We start from the raw sequence: 22,929 nt of genomic DNA on the forward strand, positions 1-22,929 counted from the left end.
CCGTTGAATCCGTTGAATCCGTTGAATCCGTTGAATCCGTTGAATCCGTTGAATCCGTTGAAACCGTTGAATCCGTTGAATCCGTTGAATCCGTTGAATCCGTTGAAACCGTTGAATCCGTTGAATCCGTTGAATCCGTTGAATCCGTTGAATCCGTTGAATCCGTTGAATCAGCTTGGTCTTTGGCACTCTTTTGCTGAAGATTGGCTGGCTGAGTTTTAGGCTTCAGAGCATTGTTAAAGATAGACTCAAGTTCTTCCGAGACGTTAGTCGCGGGACTCTGTCGAACCTTTTTGGGAAATCCTGCTGTGTCTGGGTGATCGTGTTTGACTCGCATTTTTACCTTCTATGAAACAATGGCACTACGAAACTCTTCTTGTTCGAGCTCTTCTTGGTACTGCACTTGACGTATTTGTTCAGCGATTTCTTGTTCGTTTAGCTGAATGAATTTTTCTTTGGTTTTATGAGCGGCGATTGCTTCTTTTTTTCTCTCTTTGAGCCGTTGAGCTTCTTGCTCCAATACTTTTTTGGCTTCAGCGGCTCGCTGCTTTAAATCGGCTTCTCTTTCCCTCAATAGTGCGATTTCTTGTCGCAATATCTCGAGTTCTTTTAGCACCACCATTTTCTGCTTCGCTTTGGTAAATCGTCGCTCTTCTTCTTCTTTTCGCCATTGGTGATAATCGACTACGGACTGCTCGGATTTTCGCCTTATAGAGAGGGCGTTGTTGACTCGGTACTCTTGCTGCTGAACTGCACTGTCAGCTCGCTCGGCACGAATCGTTTTGATCTCTAGTAACTGCTCGATCATAAGCCCGCGAGTCCTTGTAACTGAGTCACGGTTTCGTCGAGCTCACTTGTTTCGTGTGTGCCTTGACGTAAAAACGCTCGGATATCATCACTTTGATCAATGGCCATATCCGCGCGGTTATCAGCACCATGTTGGTATTCGCCAATTTTAATCAGCAGTTCAACTTCTTCATATTTTGCCAGCATTTCACGCATATGAGCTGCCGATGCTTGATGAGTTTTATCCACGATTTGGTTCATTACACGGCTTGCTGAACGAAGCACGTCAATGGCTGGGTAGTGGTTCATTGCGGCCAGTTTCCGAGAAAGAATAATGTGACCATCAAGTATTGATCGGGTCTCGTCGGCAACTGGTTCTGTCATATCGTCACCTTCTACAAGTACGGTGTACAGAGCGGTGATGGAGCCTTTGTCTGATTGGCCAGCACGTTCCATCAGTCTTGGCAATGCAGCAAAAACAGAAGGCGGATAACCTCGTCGTGTTGGTGGTTCACCTGCTGCCAAGCCGATTTCACGTTGAGCTCGGGCAAAGCGAGTGACAGAATCCATAAGCAGTAGGACGCGTTTACCTTGGTCACGGAAGTACTCTGCGATGGAGGTGGCCACAAACGCAGCTTTGGCACGTTCCATTGCAGGTCTATCTGAGGTTGCTACGACTAACACCGCCCTTGTCATGCCTTCTTCACCAAGGTCGTGTTCGATAAATTCTTTAACCTCACGCCCCCTTTCGCCGATAAGGGCGAGAACTGTGACATCAACGTCAGCGGAGCGGATGAACTTGGCGAGTAGGGTACTTTTACCACCACCAGCCGCGGCAAAAATACCCATCCTTTGTCCTTCGCCGCAGGTGAGTAATCCGTCTATCGAACGAACCCCCATGGAGATGGGATTTTCGATCAATTTTCGTTGCATCGGTGGCGGTGCATCTTTGTAAACTGGATACCAAGCACTCGGTTCTTTATTTTGGGTGCCATCAAACGGGCGACCCAGTCCATCCAGTACCTTACCTAACAAGTGGTTGCCAACGCCTACTTCATGCATTTTTCCAAGTGGACTCACTTCGGTGTTGGAGGAAATACCAAGCATGTTTCCAAGTGGAGTAAGTAACGCGTGATGTTGCTGAAAACCAACCACTTCCGCGAGAAGCGACAAGGTTTGATCAGGGTTGCGCAACTCACAAAGTTCCCCAACACGAACACCAGGAACCACGGCTTTGATGATGGTGCCAGTAACTTGAGTAACTCGGCCGCGGATTTGTATCAAACGAGTTTGTTTGATAGCAGATTGTTGCGTTTCGGTGATGTATGAGAAATCGTTCAATTTAGGAAATATGCGTAATAACTGGTAGTGATAGAGTAGAAAGGATGGGGCAGTATTTATAGTGACTATTGGTCGGGAGTTTTTAGAAAACTAAAAATGCCCTAAAAAAACACGTCTGATTTTGACAGCCTATTGCAAATACAACATTTACACTCAAGTCATATTGTACGAAAGGAGTGCAAATGAGTGAGTATTATCAACAATCAAATTGCAACGGGTAACAAGTTTGACACGCCAATTCGAAGCGGTCATGAGTACGTACGTTCTGGGGAGTCAATTGGTGGAAACTATCGAGGCGAGAGCGTCCGAGTACACAATGCTACTCAATCATTATTTGACGCAATGGAGGAGCTGACGTCATTAGGCTCAGAAAAAGCAGAAAAAGATCTAACCAAACGTAAAGTAAAAGATGGTGGTCTTCGGGTTAATGAAGCTCATGAGTTGGTGTCTGAATATTTAAGGAAAGTTCCTGATCTTGAGAAGAACCAAAAGATCAAAGACCTTGCTACCAAGATGGCGGGTGGCAACTTATCAACGATCGCGCAGCTACAAGCTTACCTTAATGGCTTTTCTGAAGAGAAGAGTCACCAGTACCTTGCATTAAAGGCGGTAAAAAAGTTTCTCGGAGCGAACCCAGAAAGTAAGAATCTGTTGGCGCTGATTGACCAAGCCCTTCTGAACTTTGAGCAAAATCCAGATTCTTGGTCTCAGATTGATACCGAGATTCGTGTGTCGAGCTTTGCTGATGAATATAGCAAAGAGCAAGACTTTAGCAGTTTGCACCAACTACGCGGTTTCTATCGTGACACAGTACACAGTTACCAAGGCTTAGGCTCGGCATACAAGGATGTGGTTGAGCGATTTGGTGAAAAAGAGGTGTCCACCGCCGTCGACTTTATGTTGCAAGGTATGAGTGCAGATTTAAGTGTTCAAGGCAGTAATATTGATTCGGTTAAGCTGCAGCTTTTGATGTCAGATATGCAAAAACTTAAGACGCTGAATACCCTTCAAGATCAAGTTAGTAATATCTATCAGATGTTTAAACCTCAGCAGGCAAGCCATGGCTTATCAAGTTACTGATTTAATGTCGGATGTCATCGACTTAGTTGAGCAGCGCTGGGTGGGAAGCGAAGAGATATGGAACTTAGTGAACGCCATGAAGTTGGGGGCCATTGAGCGACAAATTAGTTTTTTACGAGAACTGCACAACTTAGTTCGGCATATTTCCATTGATGTGTTTAACGACGAAGAACAGCGGCAAAACCTAATACAAGCAATACAAAAAGTGCTTGATGAAGCGATTGATTTAGAAGAAGAGGAAATTTGGAACGATGAATTGGATTGATGCGTCAGTGGATGATTTTTGCCGAGGAATGGGGCTTGAAGCCGTAAATTTCTCGTCGGCTGGACGTGTTCAGTTGAGCTTTGAACAAAGCGGCACCTTGTACCTTGAGAAATATCAGGATTGTTTGTTTCTTATGTTGGTAAAAGCGCTGCCATGGCATCAATCTAATGAGTCAATTAAAAAGGCACTGAGCTTTTGTCATTCAGGGCAAGGGTGGCCATTCACTATTAAAACTGGGCTGTTCGATGAACAAGCGTTAGTTTTCTCAGCGCAAATTGAAGGCGATGAAGTTACCTTACCAACCATAGAACAAGCATTCGCGTTGCTAGTTCGTTTGCATAACGACGTGGTGAACTCATGAATCGGATTAGTACATTAAACGTTGGTATTGAAAGTTTTGCTCATATCTCTCTTGAGCAAGTCGAAAGCGACTTTCCACAACGTTTTCAACTGCTACCTGACGGTCAAGCCATCGCGACGCACCTAGAGAAATTGTATGAACTTCGCCCTTCAGAGCAGTACTTGATGCCACTCGCTAAGCCAAAGATTACACATACAGACTTACTTCGCCCAGAAAAATACCGTCAGCAGTTTGATATAACTCTGCAAAGACTTCAAGACTTGGCGAAGAAAAATGGTTCTCATACGCTAACTCAAGCAGCGGAAACGTTGCAAACTACTCAATTAGATCAACGTTATCTCACCATGGCGTTGAATCTACTGATTCAGGTTTAACTCCCATGTTACAAGCAAAAGATGTGGAGCTATTGCTTATCCACGGGGCTCTCCAAGTTCAATATAAAAAACCTAAACAAGCAATTATGTTACTCGAAGCGCTGTTGGAAATCGAACCTCAGCATAAAGAAGCTCGCCAAACATTAGCGGTAGCATGCCTGGATTTAGGGCGGTACGCTCGTTCAATCGAACTGTGCGAAAGCTTGTTGGAAGCCAACAACTCTAATGAAGCTGGTTTATGGTTTTGTCTTAGCCAAGCCCGCTGGAAACAAGATGATGTTGAGGGCGCGCGCCGCGCTCATCGCTGTTATATAAAATCTCTAAATAGTGAACCAAATGAATAAGTTGATCGATATTATTAACAAGGTTGGGCAGCGTAAAGACATCATGCTTGCCGTGATGCTACTGGCAATCGTCTTTATGATGATCTTGCCTTTACCTACGACATTGGTGGATGTACTTATCGGTACCAACATGAGTATAGCGGTCGTCTTATTGATGATTGCTATCTACATTACATCCCCCCTAGAGTTCTCTGCATTCCCAGCGGTTCTGTTGATCACTACACTATTTCGCTTGTCACTTTCTATCACTACAACACGACTTATCCTGCTGCAAGGTGATGCTGGTCAAATCGTTTCTACCTTTGGTAACTTCGTCGTGGGTGGTAACCTGGTCGTGGGCATCGTAGTTTTCCTGATCATCACAATCGTTCAGTTTATGGTGATTACTAAAGGTTCAGAAAGGGTAGCGGAAGTCAGTGCTCGATTCTCCCTTGATGCGATGCCGGGTAAGCAAATGAGTATAGACGGCGATATGCGCGCCGGGGTAATCGATGTTCATGAGGCGCGTCATCGCCGTTCAGTGATTGAAAAAGAAAGCCAAATGTACGGCTCTATGGACGGGGCGATGAAGTTCGTAAAAGGAGACTCTATTGCTGGTCTGGTGATAATCGTGGTGAATATTCTTGGCGGTGTAACCATAGGTGTGACTCAAAAAGGCATGTCAGCGTCGGAAGCATTGGAGCTATTTGCTGTTTTGACCGTAGGTGATGGCCTGGTATCGCAAATTCCGGCTCTCTTTATCGCGATTACTGCCGGTATTATTGTGACGCGCGTTTCGAATGAAGAGTCCTCTGACCTAGGCTCAGATATCGGAGCACAGGTTACAGCACAACCAAGAGCTTTGTTGATTGGCGGTGTGTTGCTAGTGTTGTTTGCGCTTATTCCCGGTTTCCCGAAGGTTACCTTCTTTGTTCTTGCTATTGTAGTCGGTGGTGGCGGCTTTTTCTTACTCCATAACAAAAAACAACAAAGTAAATTAAGCAGTGCCGACTTACCAAGTTTTGTTGCCCAAGGCGCGGGCTCGCCAGCCGCCAAATCGAACAAAGCGGCACCTCAGCGCAACAGCAAAGGAAAACTAGGTGAACAAGAAGAGTTCGCTATGACGGTACCGCTGCTAATCGATTTGGATGCTCGCTTACAAGAGAGCTTAGAAGCCGTCGCTTTGAATGATGAGCTCGCACGAGTAAGACGAGCGTTGTACCTAGATCTCGGCGTGCCGTTCCCGGGGATTCACTTACGATTTAACGAAGGGATGAGCAACGGTGAATACTTGATTCAATTGCAAGAAGTGCCAGTTGCCCGCGGTCGGATTCAAAGCTTAAAACTGCTGGTGACAGAAGATAATGAGCAGATCGATTTGCTTGGTATACCTTACGAGAAAGATGACGATTTTCTACCGGGAATTTCGAGTATTTGGGTAGACCACAGTCATAAAGTAAAACTAGAAAACAGCCAAGTGGGCTTTTTAACTCCCGACCGTATTTTGACTTACCACCTATCTCATGTGCTAAAAGAGTACGCCCAAGATTTTATCGGTATCCAAGAGACTCGTTATTTGCTAGAGCAAATGGAAGGCAGTTATTCCGAATTAGTAAAAGAGACACAGCGTATTGTGCCTTTGCAAAAAATGACGGAAATCCTACAACGCCTTGTCTCTGAGGATATTTCTATTCGTAACTTACGAGTGATCTTAGAAGCAATGGTGGAGTGGGGACAAAAAGAAAAAGACGTGGTTCAGTTGACTGAATACATCCGTTCAAGTTTGAAACGCTATATTTGTTACAAGTACGCCAGCGGTCAAAATATGTTGCCAGCATACCTGTTAGATCAGAGCTTGGAAGATATGCTCCGTAACGGTATTCGTCAGACTTCGTCGGGCAGTTACTTAGCGCTTGACCCTTCCGTTACTCAACAGTTTGTCAGCGACGTTAAGCAAGCAGTTGGTGATTTGAGCCGTATGCCAAATAAACCAGTGTTAGTGGTGTCAATGGACGTACGCCGTTACGTGCGAAAATTGATTGAATCTGAATACTACGATCTGCCAGTGCTGTCTTTTCAAGAACTAACGCAACAAATTAATATTCAACCTTTAGGCAGGGTGGGAATGTAATGGCATGTGTACTCAGTCAGTCTTTAGTGACGTCAGGAATCAAAGTGAGGCCTTATTTCTGGCAGAAAAGCACTATCTTACTTGGCCATCGCTACGAATACGACGGTATGGAGCTCGTGTTCCGAGTAGACGATGGTGAAATTATCATCGTTTTGTTGCGAAGAATTACTCCAAACCAAGGTTTGAGCAATCCTTTCTCTGCACTGTTTTTACTCGCAGAACATGCTATCCGATTGTACCCACTCAACTGGATCATTCGTGGCAACGTTGACGTATTGCGTGGTAGCAATATGAGTAACCAAAGATTAGCGCAATTCTATTTGGGAGCCTGTGGTGCGAGTCACGATGAACAAGATGATTGGTACTACTTGCGCCTGAGTGACTACCGCCCACTTAAAAAGAGAAAGAAAGTAAAAACTCTCGACTGTTACTGACAGCATCTAATAGATGCTTCGCTTTAATATAGGTATCAAGATGAAGCAACCCTTTACCGAAACCATTGAAAAATCAGAACTTGCTATCCTTACTGCAGATGACAGAGCTGAAGTGTTCAATGAACTACTTGAAGGATTAGGTGTTGGTCCAGTAGCAGGAAATATTCTGCTTGATGGGTTAAACGCCGATCCCAAACTGATGAAACAAGCAGAACATGAATTGCTCGAGGAAGTACAACGCCGCAGACAACAACAACATCCGCTCCACGGCACTAATGCCGAAGGCTCTAGGCGCAAGCGGCCTGTGTTACTTCGTGGCATAGTAATTTAAAGGTTTTTAAATGACGGATATAAACAGAAGAAACCCAGTAGGTGGGGTAGGACCTCGACCAGAGCCGCAGACCTCATTTCAGGATCGTTTGGCTGATAAATTGGCTAATATTTTAGGGGAGCCAAATGCGGCTAAGTTGAAGGCGTTGATTAGTCAATTGCCTAAGGTGTTAGGGCGTAGTGAACAAGATAGCCTTGATCTTTATGCCAATTCATTGAGGAAACTACTAGAAAAACAAGCAGCATTTACTGGCACTGCTGCAGTTGATACTGCTGCTCATTGGATGAAATCGTTGCAAAATCAAGCGGTGAATGGTCAGATTTCACCTCAAGACTTGGTAAACGGAGTCAACAAAACACTTACTTACCAATTCCGAACTTGGTTCGAAAAGCAGTTAAGTGACAAGGTAGACAATTCGCTCCCTACAGACTTTATCAATCAGTTCCGATTAGGAAGCCAGAGTACCCAAGAAGAACAAATAGCTAACTTAGATGCCGATGCACTTAAACAAGCTACTGCGAAGATCAGTGTGTTTATAAATTCACTTTCTCAGCAAATGAGCTCTAGTAAGGTTCGTGAGAACGCTATTTCTTTTTTGCGTAATGCATTTCGCAATCTAGGTTCGGTAGACATCAACGAGCTAAATAACTCGGATTATTTATTAACGAAAGAAAGCTTCAAAGCAGCAGTTTTAGCACAGCTTACTAGATCTTTAAATAATGCAGGTCTTACGCTAAGTGGCAGTGATGCACAACTTTTGGCAAATAAAATCACTTGGCTTCCAGGTATGTCTAAGCAGGAGCTTAGAGGAGGGCTGAACGATCTGGTGAACCAAGTAAAAGGTCAATACGCAAATGCTTATGGAGCTGGTTCGGTTAGTAAGCTGCAAATAGTACTTGATGCGGCAATTGCAAAGCTAAGGAGCTCATCTACGGATATAACGCTCTCTAGCTTATTCTCGAATATGGCTGTGAGTCTTATAAACACTCAAGTCGATGCCTTTTATAGCAGTCTTCACGAAGTGCAGAAGTTCCAAACTCCACAACAACAGGTTGACCAAATAAAACAGCATACAGCACGAGATATAAGATTTCAGTTTGAAAAAATGATGTTGAGGAAAGATGTTGGTATCGACTTTGCCACTCGTCATAAAAAAATGATGAGTAACCTAGCCGCTCTGAAAGCTCGTTTAAGTAAAATCACAGAAGATGAAAAGAAAATAACGGTAGGGACTGACGGTCAAAGGAAAGCAGATGTTAAAGCTGAGCACTCGTTAACCTCTCGTGATTTGTTATCTGTGATTGATTCGACTATTGGCGATCGTTTTGATGAGCGCGTGCTGTTTTCTTTAAATGAGCGTCGAGTGAACCGTCTTGAAAAGCGTAACGAGAAGAAAGAGGAACTCCAAGAGCTTACGACTAAACTAAAAATATTTGGTCAAGTCCAGACTACCATCAGTACAAAGTTATCGGAGATAATTAACTCAAGTACTGGTGGTGGGCATTATTATCCAGACAGGCAGCATTTTACTTATAAACATTTCGGATATGAGACTCAACAAAAGTTTGAAAAAGGTAAGGAGTTTAAGTATTTAGAAAAACATATAACTCCAAGGATTGGTTCTGATGGAGTTAAATACTTTACTCACAAACAATTTTTAGAGCATGCAGGAGTGACTGTTAGTCGCGATGTATATTATAACAATACAGATAACAAATACCTTAGTAATTTTTCTAGCTCGGTTTCAAGTAAGTCGAAGCCAATTAACGATTCTGTACAGTTAAAAACTACTGCGTTAAGCGACATCAGTTCCCAATACAACGCAACTGTTGAAGCTATGAACAAATTTGTTCAAAAGTACCACAATATTTTGCAAGCAATCCTACGAGCGATTTAAGGATAAATAACCATGACTACACAAAACCCGGTAACTGACCCATCTCAAATGCAAGCAGAGGAACTCCTTTCGTTTCTTGAGGAAGGTGGAACGTTAAAAATGCTGCACGATGTATCAGCAGATACCATTGAGCACATTTACGCTGTTGGATTCAATTTTTTCCAATCAGGAAAAATAGAGCAAGCCGGTAAGATATTCCAACTGCTTAGCATGCTTGACCACTACCAAGCACGATTTTTTATTGGTTTAGGAGCTGCTCGTCAAGAACTGGGTGAGTACCTGCAGGCGATTGACGCCTACAGTTATGCAGCGCTTGTAGATATTAATGACCCACGCCCACCTTTCCACTCTGCAGAGTGTTACCTAAAACTTGAGCAATTAACAGAGGCAGAGAGTGGGTTTTACAGCGCGAAGGGGATGTCTGCCGGAAAACCAGAGTATGCAGATTTGCATCAACGCGCAGGCATCATGTTAGAAGCGGTGAAAAACAAAAGGAGTAACTAGAATATGAATTCTATCGCACTAGACCGCACTCAGAGTCAGGCATACTTACCGGATTCTGGTCAAACAATGTTAGATAAGGTTACTAAGACTGCATCTCACGTGTCAGCTTCAGTAACGGTTGAAAACGTAAAAGGTAAAAAATCTGAAGTACCGAACACTGGTAAAGTTAAAGTTCAGCTTGATGCACCGAACGCTGCAGTTAGCGATAAGGTCAATGAATTAACGCTGAAAGCCATGAATCAACTACAAAAAATCGTTGATTCGATTGCCAAGGTTTTACATGCGGTCGCCGACAACACGGGCTCACTAGCAGTGAAAATCCTGGCAGGGTCAGCCGATGACTTTGAGGTAGAGCTAGCTGCTATCACAGACAAACTGAAGAGCGTACAAAACAAGCTTAAGATCCAAGAAGTAAAAGTAGCGAAAGCGAAACACGAACAAGAAATAAAGGATAACGAACAAAAACTCAAAGAGTCTGAAGCTGCGGCTAAAGAAGCGAAAAAATCGGGTCTGGTTTCCAAGATATTTGGGTGGGTCAGTGCCGCAGTTTCGATTATAGTGGGCGCTGTAATGGTGGCAACTGGTGTTGGAGCAGCAGCTGGTGCACTAATGATTGCCGGTGGTGTATTGGGTGTAGTCAGTATGGCTATGCAAGAACCAGCTGTTCAAAATGCAATGAAAGAAGCTGGCATTAATGTCGATGCTCTCAGCAAAGTTATGATGGCTTTAGAGATTGCGGTTGCGGTTATTGGGGCTGTTGTGACGTTTGGCGGCGCGGCTGCGGGCGGTATTGCTAAATTGGCGGGGAAAAGTGCCAGTAAAGTAGCACAAAAAATCACTGATATTGCGACTAAAGCGGCAGCTAATATGGCAAAAGTTGCAGATATGGGTTCTAAAGCAGCCACGACGACAGCTAAAGGTATTCGATTTGCTGCAGAGTCATTAGATCTTCTTTCTAATGTTGGTAAAGGCTCTGCCGATAGTGTTCATTCCAATAATAAAGCTAAAGTGACAGAAATTAATGCGGATCTTACTCAGCAGAAAGCGGAGAAGGTGCTGACTCAATCGGTTATTGATAAGCTTAAAAAAGAAATCGCTAAGATGATGGAAGGTTTCCAAGAGTTGATGAATGTCATCATGCAGATGATTCAGGCGAAAAGCGAAACGATGGAAACGGTAATGAATCGTCCAGCGACGGTTTAAGGAGAATTTATGTTAGATAAAATTGGTAAGACTGGGAATGCAGATCTATACGGTTTGGGTGAGATAGATAAAACGACTAAGGTTGAAAAAGCCCCCGAGACAAAAACCGAAGCAGCGGTTCGTGGTAACGATGAGACGGCGGTGTCAGGTGCTAAACATTATCTTTTGGAAGGACCTAAAGCGCCGAAAAGTGGAGAACAAGCTCGCGTGGTTGAAAAGCTGATGACCGCTTTGGCACCAACAGCAAATCTGCTTATGAAAACCCTAGAAAAAGCACTTCATGGTCAATCTGGAACTCAATCATCGTCAAATACGGTTTCGGAATCTCTTGCTTTGATGACCTTACTGTACCAAGTTTCGAAGTTAAGCCGAGAACAACAAACACTTGAACGTGAAATCGCGGTTGAAGCGAATGTAGCGAGCCTTAAGAGTCAAGCACAAGAGCTAAATAAATCTGCTAAAGCGATGATCGCAATGGCTGTAGTTTCAGGAGTTCTAGCCGGTGTAACGGCAATTTTGGGCGGAATAGGTTCTGCTAAAGCTGGTAAACAAATTAAAGCGGAAGCATCGACTAATACATTACTGAAAACACAAAAAGCTGGTGTAGATAAGGCTAATGATTTGTTGAACAATGGTGGGTTATCGAAAACTCAACAGCAACAGTTAAAGCGTGTTCAGGATGTCGGGCAAGACCGTCTTGGTAATTTGACTGATAAATTGACAAAAGGGGGGCGAAAGTTTGACAAAGCTACCACCTCTAATCAAGCGCGAAATTCGATTCTTCAGTCTCTTAGTCAGATGGCAAACTCAGCATCAAATGTAGAGCAAACTAAAGCTCAGGCTCGCGGTAAAGAAGATGAAGTTCTAGCGACACGTGCACAAGCATTGAAACAGAAAGCTGACGAAAATATTGGTTTTCAAGATAGTATGCTTAAAGAGCTGCGGGATCTGTTTCGCTCAATTGCTGATAGCCAAAACCAAGCATGGCGAGCATCTGCTCCTACCGTTTAAAACCACTGCGGATTAGAGTCCCCTTCTTCTAAAGTAGGTTGGCAATTTTTAGTAAGTCAGTAATGCAAGTTACTGGCTTTTTTCATGCATTTTATTTGGCAAATTCACACCTAGACTGAAATGCCGCCTAATTTCGTTAGACGTATGTATCAACTCTTCAATAAGCGTTTTAACTCGTTAAGATTTTTGTCCTGAGTCAGCAAGAACTCTTCCTTGAGGAGATCATTGACACGCTTATCTACGCTTTGTTGCGATTATCAACCCAATAATAAAACCCACTCCTAGCATAAGTTCATAGCCATTTTACTTTAGATTTTCCGCGATGTATGGAATCCACTCATTCTCGGCGTTGTTGATCAAATCAGTTTGAGGTTCAACGACGCCAAAAACTTTGAGACCAGTCGAGTCAATCGCTATATGGCGAATAGCTCCTTTGGATTTATTGCGATATTTGACCTGAACTGTCTTCGAACGGTTGTTGATACAGGTGTAGTCAGGGGACGTCAGTGGAACATCCAATAGCTCAAAGATAGAATCAATAAAGCCTTGAAGAGCACGTAATGGCGGATAGAAGATCCCCTTAATCATCAAGGCAGTTTCAATCGCGGTATCAGAATACTGGAAACCTCTACCACGCTTGCACAGAGCCTTATTGTATTCCGCCCAGTTAGTTATCTTCTTTTCCGCTTTACCCATGTCACCACCGTTCTAACTACCATAAAGGATCAGATCACAAGACTTGGAAAAGGTTCAACTGATTTAAGCAACAATGCATTCATTCTCTGTTACTAGGAGGACGATGAGCTTAAGAAATTACAATGCACAGGTGGGTGAAACTTATGCGATGAGCAAAGCGTTGAACAAGCTTACTGGGTTATAAAACTTGTCGTATTGACTAAGAAGCACACGAAACGGTGCGACTCTGTCTCTAAACTAAATTAAGCATCAAAGCCTCTTAAAGTTCATTGAGTATAAAAACTTCCGCCCGTATTTAATATCTTGCCATTCCCTCATCTTTATAATTCTTCTCACTACGAATAAGAACCCTCAGAAAAATACACAGAAGGAACACAATGGATATTTATCAGGAAAGTATCAGTTTTTTAGGTAACGGCGTGGATTTTGATGAAAACGGATTATTTCAATGTGAGTTATCATCGGATACGAATAATCATGATGAAGCACTTTTCTTAACCGTATTTAAGAACGAAACCACCATTAGCTTACACATGTCTCTCACCAGCCCTGTGGAGTTGCCAACCCCTCTTCCAGAAACGATTGCTATCGCGATTGGTGAACATGCTCTGGAACCTTTCCGTGGTGGTTTCGGTATCGGTCTAATGCCCGATAGCCGAAGGTTAACGAGCTACAAGGTTATTTTTCTCTCAAACAAACCTCAAGATTATGTGCAGAACACTTTTCAGCAACTGTTAGAAAGAATGGAGCAATGGCACCATTTTATTGAACAAGCGGATAACGCAGAGCCAATCCCAGAAACACTTCCTGCTGGGATCTTTGTTTAAGTTCCCTTATTTAAAATACGAGTTTAATGTATGTCTACAATTCAAATTAATAGCCAGCATCGAGGTAATTTAGACCTCGCAGATATTCAAAATATTAAAAGTAGCGCCAAAGAAGGCGATACCGTTAAATTTGGTTCTGTATTTGGTAAAGAGTACAGCGTAACTAAAAATAGCGATGGTGACGTTACTCTAAAACAAAAAGAAAACCGAAGCTTTTTTAATCGTTTCTTTAGTAAAGCCGATTCTTCAAAAAACGGTGATTTAAAGCTGAATCAGATGAATCAACAACTGCATAAAAAAGAAGGCAGCGGCAACGTTAAGGTCTTAACTTTGACCTATAACCAAGCAAACCAAAAGATGCCGGAAGACACAAAGAACTACTTCCAGAACCTGATTCAAAAAGGTGACTATGATGTGGTTTTGTTTGCGGAACAAGAGTCTAAATTGCTTGCTAACGATCTTGAACTTGATGGTATGAACCTTCTGAGTCAAAACAAAATGAAAGTTATGACGAAAGGTCTTGGTGAAGGTGTTAGCTACACTTCAATGTCCGTTTTTGCAAAAGACGGCGTCGATATTAACGTCAAAAAAGAGTCTGAATACCGTCATGGTATCGGTGGTCGAAACATGGAATTCTTCATGGGTATCACTGGTAACAAAGGTGGCGTAAAAACGGCTCTAGAGATCAATGGTCAAGCTCTAAACGTCATTTCTGCACACTTGGATTCTAACAAAGAAGTCAAACGTGAATTCGAAGGTAACAAGTTGATGGAAGGGAGCAAACCGCATGAAGAGGTTCTGATCACTGGTGATCTGAATGAGCGTGAAAAACGCACCGCTCAAGGTTCTGATGTGATGTACGATCCAGTCGCACATGATGATACGCATTTAGCCAAGCATGGCTTTAAGTTCAATCCTCTTAATAGTCACACTTACATGCAGCTTGATAAGCACACTGGTAATATTAAACAAAAAGAAGGTCGTGACCGACCTGACTTCGGTGAGCTCGATAATACTGGCTTAACAAATAAAACAGGCAACTTACAAAACCATGAAACCAGTGTTATCACTGAAGGGTTTGATAATGTCAGCGACCACAAGCCAGTACAGTCTACATTTGAAGTAAGAGGCTCCTCTCAAAAGCTGATTGAAAACGCACAAACACATACAGCAGAAGACTTCAAAAATGAAGCAGCGTACTTAAATCCTGGTACTGATCCGGCAAAAGCGACGTTTGATGATGTGACCTCAGCGAATCAAGCTCGCCTTGGTCTAGAAAACTTGAGTAGCGATGAACAAGCGTTTGTAAAAGAGAACTTCACTAGCTTTATCATCGGCAAAGATGCCATCTTTAGCCAGCTAACAAATGGCTTTATGGAAGAGATGCGTCAGCTTCACACTGCTAACCTGACCACCGGTCAACTACAGACTCAACAAATTGAATTGACCGAGAAATACGAACAGCTTAACCGCAAAGTAAACGCTCAGTTTAACCAGCAGTTCATTGCCAACCTTTAAGATAGACTCACCAGAATACCTATTTGTGAATCTATCTAGATGAATAGGAATGATGAATACAAAAGGTGATCGTAAGATTGCCTTTTCGTTCGATAGTAATCAACCTATATATACTCAAAAAGCGTTTGACGCATTTCGTTTCTTGTCATGATCTGCTCGCCTTGGCTCGCTTCAATTTTCGCTGGATAGAAGAAGTTTAAACTCAAGAATTTGTCGATATAAAGGATTAACGAGTGGTTAAAACTGAATTACGCAACAAAGTCGTCTGCTGTCAATAAATTATAATTTTGGATTGTTAACTTTAGCTAACAAGACCTGTTTACGACAGAAATGTATTCCCTTCGTTGTGAGTGATGGCGGGTAATAAGGATAAAACTAAGTGGTATCTAGGACTTTTTTTTTATTTGTTTGTTGTTAAATTATTGATTTTATTGATTTGTGTAAAAGTGATGCAATCGAGTTCATCCTTTATTTATAAAGATATTTCATTAGAATATAGATAGTTAGCAAGAACGGATGGGAAGCATGTTGCATATCGAGGGTTCAGCGCATTATATGATGAGGTCAGTTATGTTTTTGAGAAGCATGATTGCTTGATTTACTTTGGCGAACTGCCAAAGCAACGATTGCCCTTTTCTAAATGGTGCCAGTAAACGATGTATTTCATAAGTAGATAGTCGCGACCGTGCAAAAAGGCTATGCGTGCTCCATACGAAGGGGGGTCTCTGTATTGATGATACTAATTGCAGTGGTCAAATTGCTCCAGCCCTTGATAGATAACAACGGATAACCATAGCGAGTATAGCGAAATACCCCTTATTACTGGATTAAACCGCTTTGATGCCATGGGTAACCATAACTTTGTCACTGACAATTTAGATGAATACTTGTCTCCTATGAAAAAGAACTCTTATTGCTTAATATTCCTTGCATTGATGCTAAGCGGTTGTGCAACCAAAAACCCAGTGTCAAATGGGTTTTCTAATCATCTTCAAGGAGCACTATTTGGTTGGATAACGTTTGATAATTACACCGCTCCAGTGAGTACATTTCTAAGCGTCGATGTGTGTCAGGTTTTAGATAGTCAGTGTTTTACTGTTTTACAACAAGAGTATCAAGGGGTTCAGTTACCCGTTCAATACTCGTTTGTTATTGCTCCGATTCAAGCTGGAAATGGCGAGATGAAAGTGCGCGCTATATTGCGTTATCAAGGTGAGATTATCGCAAAAAAGGAAGAGCGATATATCTTTACGCAAGGCAGTGTATATACCAACTTAAACCTAGAGGCTTATAATAATTACTAGGAAGTAATATTTTCCTTTATTATTATGCTTAATGCGTTGGAGGATATCCTAGTTCTAGGTATATTTAAAATAAGGTCATTGGGTTTTTTATTATGTAAGCATCAGTTCCTTTGAATATATATGGCTATCCCCAGGTGCTTTAATAAAGCATGTCGCACTTATTGGTTGGAATGTAAATCAAGCGAACTTTAAAAATACCACGTTCATGTGTTTAATGTAAAATTTCTTTTTGTATCACCAGTTGAAAATTAGAAAATACTAATTAACTATCAAAAATATGTCACGACGATATCAAAAATACTTTTTTGCCAGAATTATTTTTGCTATCGAAGTTAGCGCTTGGTTATTCGTTATTATTCGGGTTGGATGGTAGTGTTATGGACTATTTATTGGTAATCGGTCTGCATTTGCAATCGCACTGCTGGCTTCGACAGTTTCTCTTGTTTGAACTGGAGGAATTAAAATTATGAAGGGTAGAAAATGGATGTGTTAGGCCGACTAAACGCCGAAAGGGTCGACTCGCACTTGCGAAAAATTCATGGTGCGTGCTGCTATGAAAAATACGATGAAGTGTTTCATTCTAGCCAGTCTCATATTGTTATCGTTCACAATGGTCAATTGAGGGTGCAAACCGGGGGTTGTACGCTAGACGTGGTCGCTGGTCGAGGGGTTTATCTTTCTCAAGGGGATTACTTACTAGAATACACACCGATAGGCGGTCAATATGCGGCTTCGGTTATCGAATTTGACAATGAACTGGTGAGTCAACTATTGCAAAAGCATAGTGACCTTTTGATGTCGTTGCCAAAGGTTGAGGATGTACAGTCTGGATTATTCCCTTTTACTCTAAACTTATTGTTAGAACAGACGTTATTAGGGATTAATACTCTAGAAGAGCAATCTTTTCCTGATGCTATTATGCGCTTAAAGTATGAGGAAATGCTCATCTTGTTACTGCATGGTGACCAAGGTGAACACCTCTACGCGTTGTTATCACAACTGACAAATCGAACCTCAGAGAGACTCCGTCGCTTTATGGATCTTCATTATCTTAAAGAGTGGAAACTGACAGACTATGCTCAAGAGTTTGGTGCGAGTCTGACTACGTTTAAAGAGCTTTTTAACGAATATTATGGTATCTCCCCTAGAGCTTGGATCAGTGAACGTCGTTTATTACACGCTCACAAACTATTGCTCACAAGCAAGATGAACATTGTCGATGTTGCGATGGAAGCGGGGTTTTCAAGCCAGTCTTACTTTACACAAAGTTACCGTCGTCGCTTTGGAACGACACCAAGTAAGGTCCGTTCTGGAGATGATCCGGTAGTAATTGTTAAGCGAAATGTCTGACGACTAAAATTTTCTGACTAATTTTGAAAGGCATTAACGGGTGTAAACCCTATTATGCTCAGCGTAACGATGAGCAAAACTATTATCTCTACTTCCTTCTGGATTGCTCGAAGTAGATACGGAGAAGATTAAAATGAAAAAGCAGCATTGGCGACGCCGTTCGCTTTTTCCTAACAACATTGTGCTGCAGAGGAAGGTCACTGTATTGCAGCGAGGCGCAAGGTACGAGGGCTTACCTAAATCAACTCAAGAGCTTAACGTTGTTAATGTAAACCACAGACAGCTACTCAGTGAAGGTGTTCTGAGTTACGACCAATTGTCTTTACTGCAGCGCTTGCTTGATCGTAATGTTGTTGATTGTTTATGTGCAAGTCAGCTAATTAAAACATATCAAAAGCTTGGAACGTGTTTAGACCGCTCTGCTATGCGCCTTTTCTTAGAAGTGGGTGGGCAACTAAGTGACGAACGGGTGTTGAACTCTTTTGAACAAAGACTGGATTACATTAATCAGCGATTAGGTTACCGCTTCAATCTAGCGTCACCTAAGACACTAATTCTTTCGATGTATTTAACCTTAAATGAATGGTGCAATCAGCAAACGGATCAGAGGGCGCTACAAGACTCCATCAAGCTTGAACAGTTAATCAATCAACTGAGTATTCAGAAAGAGTATTGGATGAGATTGTCCGGAGAAGCGAGTAGCACATTTTTTGCTGAACAACAGTTGGATCTCATTGAGAATCAGCATAGTGAATTGCATGACCAACTTCGCGTTCTCAATGTGCAACAAAATCAAGTTATTGAATCTCATCGAGCACTAGTTGAAGAGTGGAAGCCAACTCTAGATAAACTCAAGGGCTTATATGAGTGCGGTAGAATATCAGATAAATTTATATCTGAATGGAAAATATGGTGTAGCCAGGCTCGAGTACAAGCTCCTGAGCTGAGCGATATTTGGGATGCATGTGAGCTTGTGTTTAGCGATCTAAATGCCGTCGCTAAAATTTGGCAATGGTTTCAAGATATGCAAACCGTTGGCAGAGTGGATCATTTCTACGTTGATATTCAAAACAATGAGTGCGGGCAAGCTTGTAACAATCTCAGGCAGATTTAAATAGGACTAAATATGTTAGATAAAATGATGAAATCCCTAGCGGAAACGTTAAGGGAGGGGGATTTTATTGCCTCAAGTAATGGTTCCTATGATATCGAAGTTGACCAGATGCAGCTTAATATTAGCCAGCACTCATCATGGATCTTGTGGGAAACCGTGCTCCCATTTTATTTTGAATCGCACCTTGATTTTCAAAAAGAGCAGGCGCTAAAACATTGTATGCAGCTCTCCTTGAAAACGTTGCGAGATACACGCAGCACGTTGACGGTGAATGACAAAGAACAGTTGATTATGCAAGGGAAGATGATTATGGAAAGTGCAACGACAGAAGAGCTTTGCACGCAGCTTGCTCAGCACGTAAATTTAGTGGAGCAGTTCAATGATTTGCTCGAACATCAACGTGTTAATCATACTGTTAGTCACAGTGTTTGGATCCCATAATGCTTGCAGTTTTAAAGTCACAAATAAGCAGAATCGTGCTGTCAGTAGTGTACGTTTCAAGTTTGATAATAGCAGTTCCTTCACATACCTCTGAGCTTGATTGGGTCGATCAACCGTTTCGTTATTACGCGGACAATGATTCACTAAAAGAACTGCTGAATAACTTTGGCGCAAACTACCGTGTTTCAGTGTCGGTTAGCGACAAGGTAAATGACCGAGCCAGTGGTCGATTTTCACCAGAAGATCCAGCCGAGTTTCTCGATTATCTGGCACAGGTTTACAACTTGATGTGGTACTTCGACGGTGCAGTGCTGCATGTATACAAAGCGACAGAAACCCGTTCACAATTGTTGCAGCTCGAACTGTTAACAGCTCGCGAATTACGTAGCACCCTGATCTCGACAGGGATTTGGGATTCTCGTTACGGCTGGCGTGCAGCGGAAAATAAGGGGCTGGTTTACTTAGCTGGCCCACCGAGATACGTCGATTTAGTTGTGCAAACGGCAGAAGCACTGGAAAGCAGACTGGTACAGAAATCCAATTCAACAGATGAATTGTTTGTCGATATTATTCCCTTGAAGTATGCATCTGCGACAGATCGAGAGATCAGTTATCGTGACCAAGGTGTCACGGTTCCTGGGATTGCTTCGGTACTAAGCCGAGTGCTTTCAGGTGTTCAAACTCAGGTTAAAGTGGCGAAAAAGAACGAAGAAGTAATAACCAATACGCCTAAGAAAATTACTAATAATGTCTCTTTACATAGCGGTGCATCGGTTGAAGCAGAACCAGGTTTAAATGCAATCATTGTGCGTGATACAAAAGCTCGATTACCGCTGTATCACAAGTTGGTGGCGCAGTTAGATCAACCGCAGTCAAGGATCGAAGTCGCACTTTCTATCGTTGATATTAGTGCTAATGACTTAAGTCAGTTGGGTGTTGACTGGCGAGCTGGTCTTGCAGTGGGTAACAACAGTATTTTGGACCTCAAAACAACTGGTGACGTAGGTAATGGTGATGTCAAGCTTGGTAGTGGGCAAAATTTTAAGTCTCTGCTTGATGCGACGAACCTAAATTATTTATTGGCTCAAATTCGTTTGCTTGAATCTAGAGGTAGTGCGCAAGTGGTTTCCAGACCAACCTTGTTAACACAAGAAAATGTGGAAGCGGTCCTTAATAACAGCAGTACATTTTATGTCAAGTTGATAGGCAAAGAAACCGCAGCACTAGAGAAAGTGACTTATGGAACGTTATTGAAAATTGTACCTCGCATCGTTGGCGACCGTTTGGTTGAAAGACCTGAAATCAATTTGAGTCTGCATCTAGAAGATGGTGCGGAAATCCCCGATGGTGACATTGATGGTGTTCCTTCAATTCGTAAAACAGAAATTAGTACTTTGGCAACGGTAAAGCAGGGGCAAAGCTTGCTGATTGGTGGAGTATACCGTGATGAAATTAGCAACAAGCTTCGAAAAGTTCCTTTGTTAGGAGATATTCCATACCTCGGCGCTTTGTTTAGAAGCACGGAAAGCTCCACGAGAAGAACAGTACGTATGTTCATTATAGAACCAAGAATTGTTGTCGATGGTATCGGAGACAACGTACTTATCGGAAATGAATATGACTTAAGGCCAAAGATTGGCACGTTGAATAGTATTTCCAATAACAGTGCAGGCCTTAAATCAGCACTTGCTTTGTACAGCTGTACAAAGGAAGTACAAGCAGTACGTTATCAGCAAGATTTGTTGTCACAAGGAAAGTCATCGTTGTTAGCAGAATGTGAGCTTCCTACGGGGCAGAAAGGGTGGAGAGTACAAATTAAAGAGTGTAATGGCTCAGAGAATCATTGCGTTCGACCATTAGAGGAGCAGTAACCTCAATGCAACAATGGAAAATTCGTATTCTTTCCGGTGTTCATTCCGGAGTGGAAGTCACTTTACCCAACGATTCATTGGTATTGGGTAGTGATGACTTTACCGCTGATTTAGTCTTAACCGACTCTGGCATTAAAGCAAGTCACCTCGTTTTAGTTTGCGATGGTGAAACGGTTTCACTACGTGAGTGTGAAGAAGTCTCAGTCAATAACGAAATTATCGCCGTTGATGCCGGTGGCGTTGATTTGTCGCGAAAAGCCTTGGTTTCTGTGGGTCGTTTAACCTTTGCTGTTGGTTATTTGGAAGATGATTTAGTTATTGAGATGGCAAATGACGTAGCAAGCAAGCAAGCGAAACCAATTGGCCATAAACCATCATCGGGTTGGAAGAAAATGCTGCTCATCGGATTGATTTGTGGCCTGATCCCAAGCGTTATCTTTATAGGTATTTGGTACGACCAAGTGCATGCGAGCGACAAAGACGTAATCACAGAAGCGGAGCCGATAGTCTTGGTACGCAATATTCTTAGTGAACTCGAGTTGAACGATGTTCGCGTTGAATGGAATGCCAATGCTCTACAGGCTGTACTTGAAGGTTACGTAGAAGATAGAACGCAAAAGGTACAACTGCTTGGTCGAATTGATGCATTAGGTATCAACTACAAGAGTGACCTGAGAACGATGGAAGAGATACGTCGTGGTGTGCGTTTTATCTTACGAAACCTCGGTTATCACCAAGTAAAAGTAGAAAATGGTAACGAGACAGGTACGCTGCTGTTAACGGGTTACATTGATGATGCAAGTCGTTGGAACCAAGTTGAGCAGATCTTAGAACGAGATGTCCCAGGGCTTATCGCTTGGAAAGTAGAGCTACAAAGGGCGGGGGCATACATGGTTACTCTAAAAGAGTTGTTAGGAGAAGCGGAGCTCTTAAAGAAAGTTCAGCTTGTTACTAGCGGTGATCGTATTGAAGTTCGTGGCGAGCTTGATGATGTTGAAACAACTCGATTTTATGGTGTAACGAGAGATTTTCGAGAGCAGTATGGCGAGAAACCATATCTTGTCTTGAAATCTATTCCTAAAGTGAGCAAAGGAACAAACATCGATTTTCCGTTTCGTAGCGTGAATTTTGGCCTATTTCCTTATGTCATCCTCACTGACAATGTTCGTTACATGGTAGGAGCTCGCACTCCTCAAGGGTACCGTATTTCAAGCGTTACTCCGGCAGGAATTGAACTCGTAAAACGCGGGCGGGTAATCACTATTGATCTAGAGTATGAAGGTGAAAATAACAATGACTAATCTTGAGCAGTTATTACAAGGCGATTCAGGGCAGCAAGAAAAAGAGGTGATCATTTTTAAGTTCAAGCAAGCGCAATCAGCGATAAAGCGTCAGCTCCATCTTGGCTGTTCACCAAAAGAATACCAGTTGCTACACAAACAGCACGAGGCTTATCAAGCAGCATTAACGGTAATTGAAACATTTCTAGACAACAAATAAAAGAAGGCGATATATATGTCATTTTATGATTCGAGTAAAGGCGTTAACCTCGACGCAGTTAAAGCTAAATTGTTACAGCAATCAAAAACAGCGAATGAAGCGGTAAACACCGCGATCAAAAACTTAGAAACGAACGCAGACGATCCTTCAAAGCTTGCAGAGCTACAGCATACAATCAACAAATGGTCTGTGGTATATAACATCAATGCGACCACAACACGTGCAATCAAAGACGTGATGCAATCAATTCTGCAGAAGGTATAACCT

24 protein-coding genes and 2 pseudogenes are annotated in these 22,929 nt (G+C 42.4%); 22 read left to right on the plus strand and 4 right to left on the minus strand.

Features of this window, described 5'->3' with window-relative positions:
* The 3 genes and pseudogenes from AB6D80_RS17315 to sctN all read right to left on the minus strand — a co-directional run.
* Positions 1-337: pseudogene (locus AB6D80_RS17315) on the minus strand (type III secretion system needle length determinant); the annotation flags it as partial.
* 9 nt (positions 338-346) lie between these two features.
* Positions 347-808, minus strand: a complete 462-nt coding sequence (gene sctO / locus AB6D80_RS17320) for a type III secretion system stalk subunit SctO (protein ID WP_017096443.1) — start codon at positions 806-808, stop codon at positions 347-349.
* Entirely contained in the window at positions 805-2,127 is a 1,323-nt protein-coding gene (gene sctN / locus AB6D80_RS17325) for a type III secretion system ATPase SctN (RefSeq protein WP_017100265.1), read from the minus strand. Before sctN ends, sctO begins: the two co-directional genes overlap by 4 nt.
* A 186-nt stretch (positions 2,128-2,313) precedes the next feature.
* On the opposite strand from sctN, the gene sctW reads away from it, so the two are divergent.
* Genes sctW through vopD form a run of 12 tightly spaced genes read left to right on the plus strand, consistent with a single transcriptional unit; the run spans position 2,314 to position 12,041 of the window.
* Positions 2,314-3,207: a type III secretion system gatekeeper subunit SctW gene (gene sctW, locus AB6D80_RS17330; protein ID WP_017096445.1), complete on the plus strand. Its 894-nt coding sequence runs from the start codon at positions 2,314-2,316 to the stop codon at positions 3,205-3,207.
* A complete protein-coding gene (locus AB6D80_RS17335; protein WP_017096446.1) occupies positions 3,188-3,472 on the plus strand; it encodes a TyeA family type III secretion system gatekeeper subunit in 285 nt (94 codons plus the stop codon). Before sctW ends, AB6D80_RS17335 begins: the two co-directional genes overlap by 20 nt.
* Positions 3,459-3,833 (plus strand): type III secretion chaperone SycN, encoded by a 375-nt coding sequence (gene sycN / locus AB6D80_RS17340; protein ID WP_017096447.1) that lies wholly within the window; start codon positions 3,459-3,461, stop codon positions 3,831-3,833. The genes AB6D80_RS17335 and sycN overlap by 14 nt, the downstream gene beginning before the upstream one ends.
* On the plus strand, positions 3,830-4,207 hold the full coding sequence (gene vscX, locus AB6D80_RS17345) for a type III secretion system protein VscX (protein WP_017096448.1): 378 nt from the start codon (positions 3,830-3,832) through the stop codon (positions 4,205-4,207). Before sycN ends, vscX begins: the two co-directional genes overlap by 4 nt.
* 5 nt (positions 4,208-4,212) lie before the next feature.
* A complete protein-coding gene (vscY, locus tag AB6D80_RS17350; RefSeq protein WP_017096449.1) occupies positions 4,213-4,551 on the plus strand; it encodes a type III secretion system chaperone VscY in 339 nt (112 codons plus the stop codon).
* On the plus strand, positions 4,535-6,661 hold the full coding sequence (gene sctV / locus AB6D80_RS17355) for a type III secretion system export apparatus subunit SctV (protein WP_102249940.1): 2,127 nt from the start codon (positions 4,535-4,537) through the stop codon (positions 6,659-6,661). Before vscY ends, sctV begins: the two co-directional genes overlap by 17 nt.
* Entirely contained in the window at positions 6,661-7,095 is a 435-nt protein-coding gene (locus tag AB6D80_RS17360) for an LcrR family type III secretion system chaperone (RefSeq protein WP_017096451.1), read from the plus strand. Before sctV ends, AB6D80_RS17360 begins: the two co-directional genes overlap by 1 nt.
* A 40-nt stretch (positions 7,096-7,135) precedes the next feature.
* Positions 7,136-7,426 (plus strand): LcrG family type III secretion system chaperone, encoded by a 291-nt coding sequence (locus AB6D80_RS17365; protein ID WP_017096452.1) that lies wholly within the window; start codon positions 7,136-7,138, stop codon positions 7,424-7,426.
* Positions 7,427-7,436: 10 nt separating this feature from the next.
* Entirely contained in the window at positions 7,437-9,323 is a 1,887-nt protein-coding gene (locus tag AB6D80_RS17370; RefSeq protein WP_372189138.1) for a virulence-associated V antigen, read from the plus strand.
* Positions 9,324-9,335: 12 nt separating this feature from the next.
* Positions 9,336-9,827: a SycD/LcrH family type III secretion system chaperone gene (locus AB6D80_RS17375; RefSeq protein ID WP_017096454.1), complete on the plus strand. Its 492-nt coding sequence runs from the start codon at positions 9,336-9,338 to the stop codon at positions 9,825-9,827.
* Between the two features lie 3 nt (positions 9,828-9,830).
* Entirely contained in the window at positions 9,831-11,030 is a 1,200-nt protein-coding gene (gene sctE / locus AB6D80_RS17380; protein WP_017096455.1) for a type III secretion system translocon subunit SctE, read from the plus strand.
* A gap of 9 nt (positions 11,031-11,039) precedes the next feature.
* Positions 11,040-12,041 carry a type III secretion system translocon subunit VopD gene (vopD, locus tag AB6D80_RS17385; protein ID WP_069591733.1) on the plus strand — a complete coding sequence of 334 codons (1,002 nt, stop codon included), beginning with the start codon at positions 11,040-11,042 and terminating at the stop codon, positions 12,039-12,041.
* Between the two features lie 381 nt (positions 12,042-12,422).
* Here vopD and AB6D80_RS17390 read toward each other — a convergent pair.
* Positions 12,423-12,737, minus strand: a pseudogene (locus AB6D80_RS17390) (transposase); the annotation flags it as partial.
* Between the two features lie 377 nt (positions 12,738-13,114).
* On the opposite strand from AB6D80_RS17390, the gene ati1 reads away from it, so the two are divergent.
* From ati1 to sctF, 10 genes are all read left to right on the plus strand, one after another.
* Complete coding sequence (ati1, locus tag AB6D80_RS17395; RefSeq protein WP_017100160.1) at positions 13,115-13,564, plus strand: Ati1 family type III secretion system chaperone; 450 nt, start codon at positions 13,115-13,117, stop codon at positions 13,562-13,564.
* Positions 13,565-13,594: 30 nt separating this feature from the next.
* Positions 13,595-15,082, plus strand: coding sequence for a VPA0450 family T3SS effector inositol phosphatase (locus tag AB6D80_RS17400; protein ID WP_017096459.1), 1,488 nt, complete (start codon positions 13,595-13,597; stop codon positions 15,080-15,082).
* Positions 15,083-15,978: 896 nt separating this feature from the next.
* Complete coding sequence (locus AB6D80_RS17405) at positions 15,979-16,386, plus strand: YscW family type III secretion system pilotin (RefSeq protein ID WP_029223147.1); 408 nt, start codon at positions 15,979-15,981, stop codon at positions 16,384-16,386.
* A 480-nt stretch (positions 16,387-16,866) separates the two neighbouring features.
* Entirely contained in the window at positions 16,867-17,736 is an 870-nt protein-coding gene (locus AB6D80_RS17410) for a helix-turn-helix transcriptional regulator (protein ID WP_017100158.1), read from the plus strand.
* Between the two features lie 133 nt (positions 17,737-17,869).
* Positions 17,870-18,850, plus strand: a complete 981-nt coding sequence (locus AB6D80_RS17415; RefSeq protein WP_372189140.1) for a T3SS regulon anti-activator ExsD domain-containing protein — start codon at positions 17,870-17,872, stop codon at positions 18,848-18,850.
* Positions 18,851-18,862: 12 nt separating this feature from the next.
* The gene (locus tag AB6D80_RS17420) at positions 18,863-19,291 is read left to right on the plus strand and encodes a YscB family type III secretion system chaperone (protein ID WP_017096464.1); all 429 of its coding nucleotides are present in this window, start codon (positions 18,863-18,865) and stop codon (positions 19,289-19,291) included.
* Entirely contained in the window at positions 19,291-21,162 is a 1,872-nt protein-coding gene (gene sctC, locus AB6D80_RS17425; RefSeq protein WP_017100156.1) for a type III secretion system outer membrane ring subunit SctC, read from the plus strand. The genes AB6D80_RS17420 and sctC overlap by 1 nt, the downstream gene beginning before the upstream one ends.
* A 5-nt stretch (positions 21,163-21,167) precedes the next feature.
* Positions 21,168-22,463: a type III secretion system inner membrane ring subunit SctD gene (sctD, locus tag AB6D80_RS17430; protein ID WP_017096466.1), complete on the plus strand. Its 1,296-nt coding sequence runs from the start codon at positions 21,168-21,170 to the stop codon at positions 22,461-22,463.
* On the plus strand, positions 22,456-22,662 hold the full coding sequence (locus tag AB6D80_RS17435) for an EscE/YscE/SsaE family type III secretion system needle protein co-chaperone (protein ID WP_017100155.1): 207 nt from the start codon (positions 22,456-22,458) through the stop codon (positions 22,660-22,662). The genes sctD and AB6D80_RS17435 overlap by 8 nt, the downstream gene beginning before the upstream one ends.
* 15 nt (positions 22,663-22,677) lie before the next feature.
* Positions 22,678-22,926, plus strand: coding sequence for a type III secretion system needle filament subunit SctF (sctF, locus tag AB6D80_RS17440; RefSeq protein WP_017096468.1), 249 nt, complete (start codon positions 22,678-22,680; stop codon positions 22,924-22,926).
* The last annotated feature ends 3 nt before the right edge of the window (positions 22,927-22,929 follow it).

Origin of the sequence: Vibrio sp. 10N.247.310.17, from assembly GCF_041466605.1 — a bacterium.
In the GTDB taxonomy this organism is placed as follows: Bacteria; Pseudomonadota; Gammaproteobacteria; order Enterobacterales; family Vibrionaceae; genus Vibrio; species Vibrio tasmaniensis_A.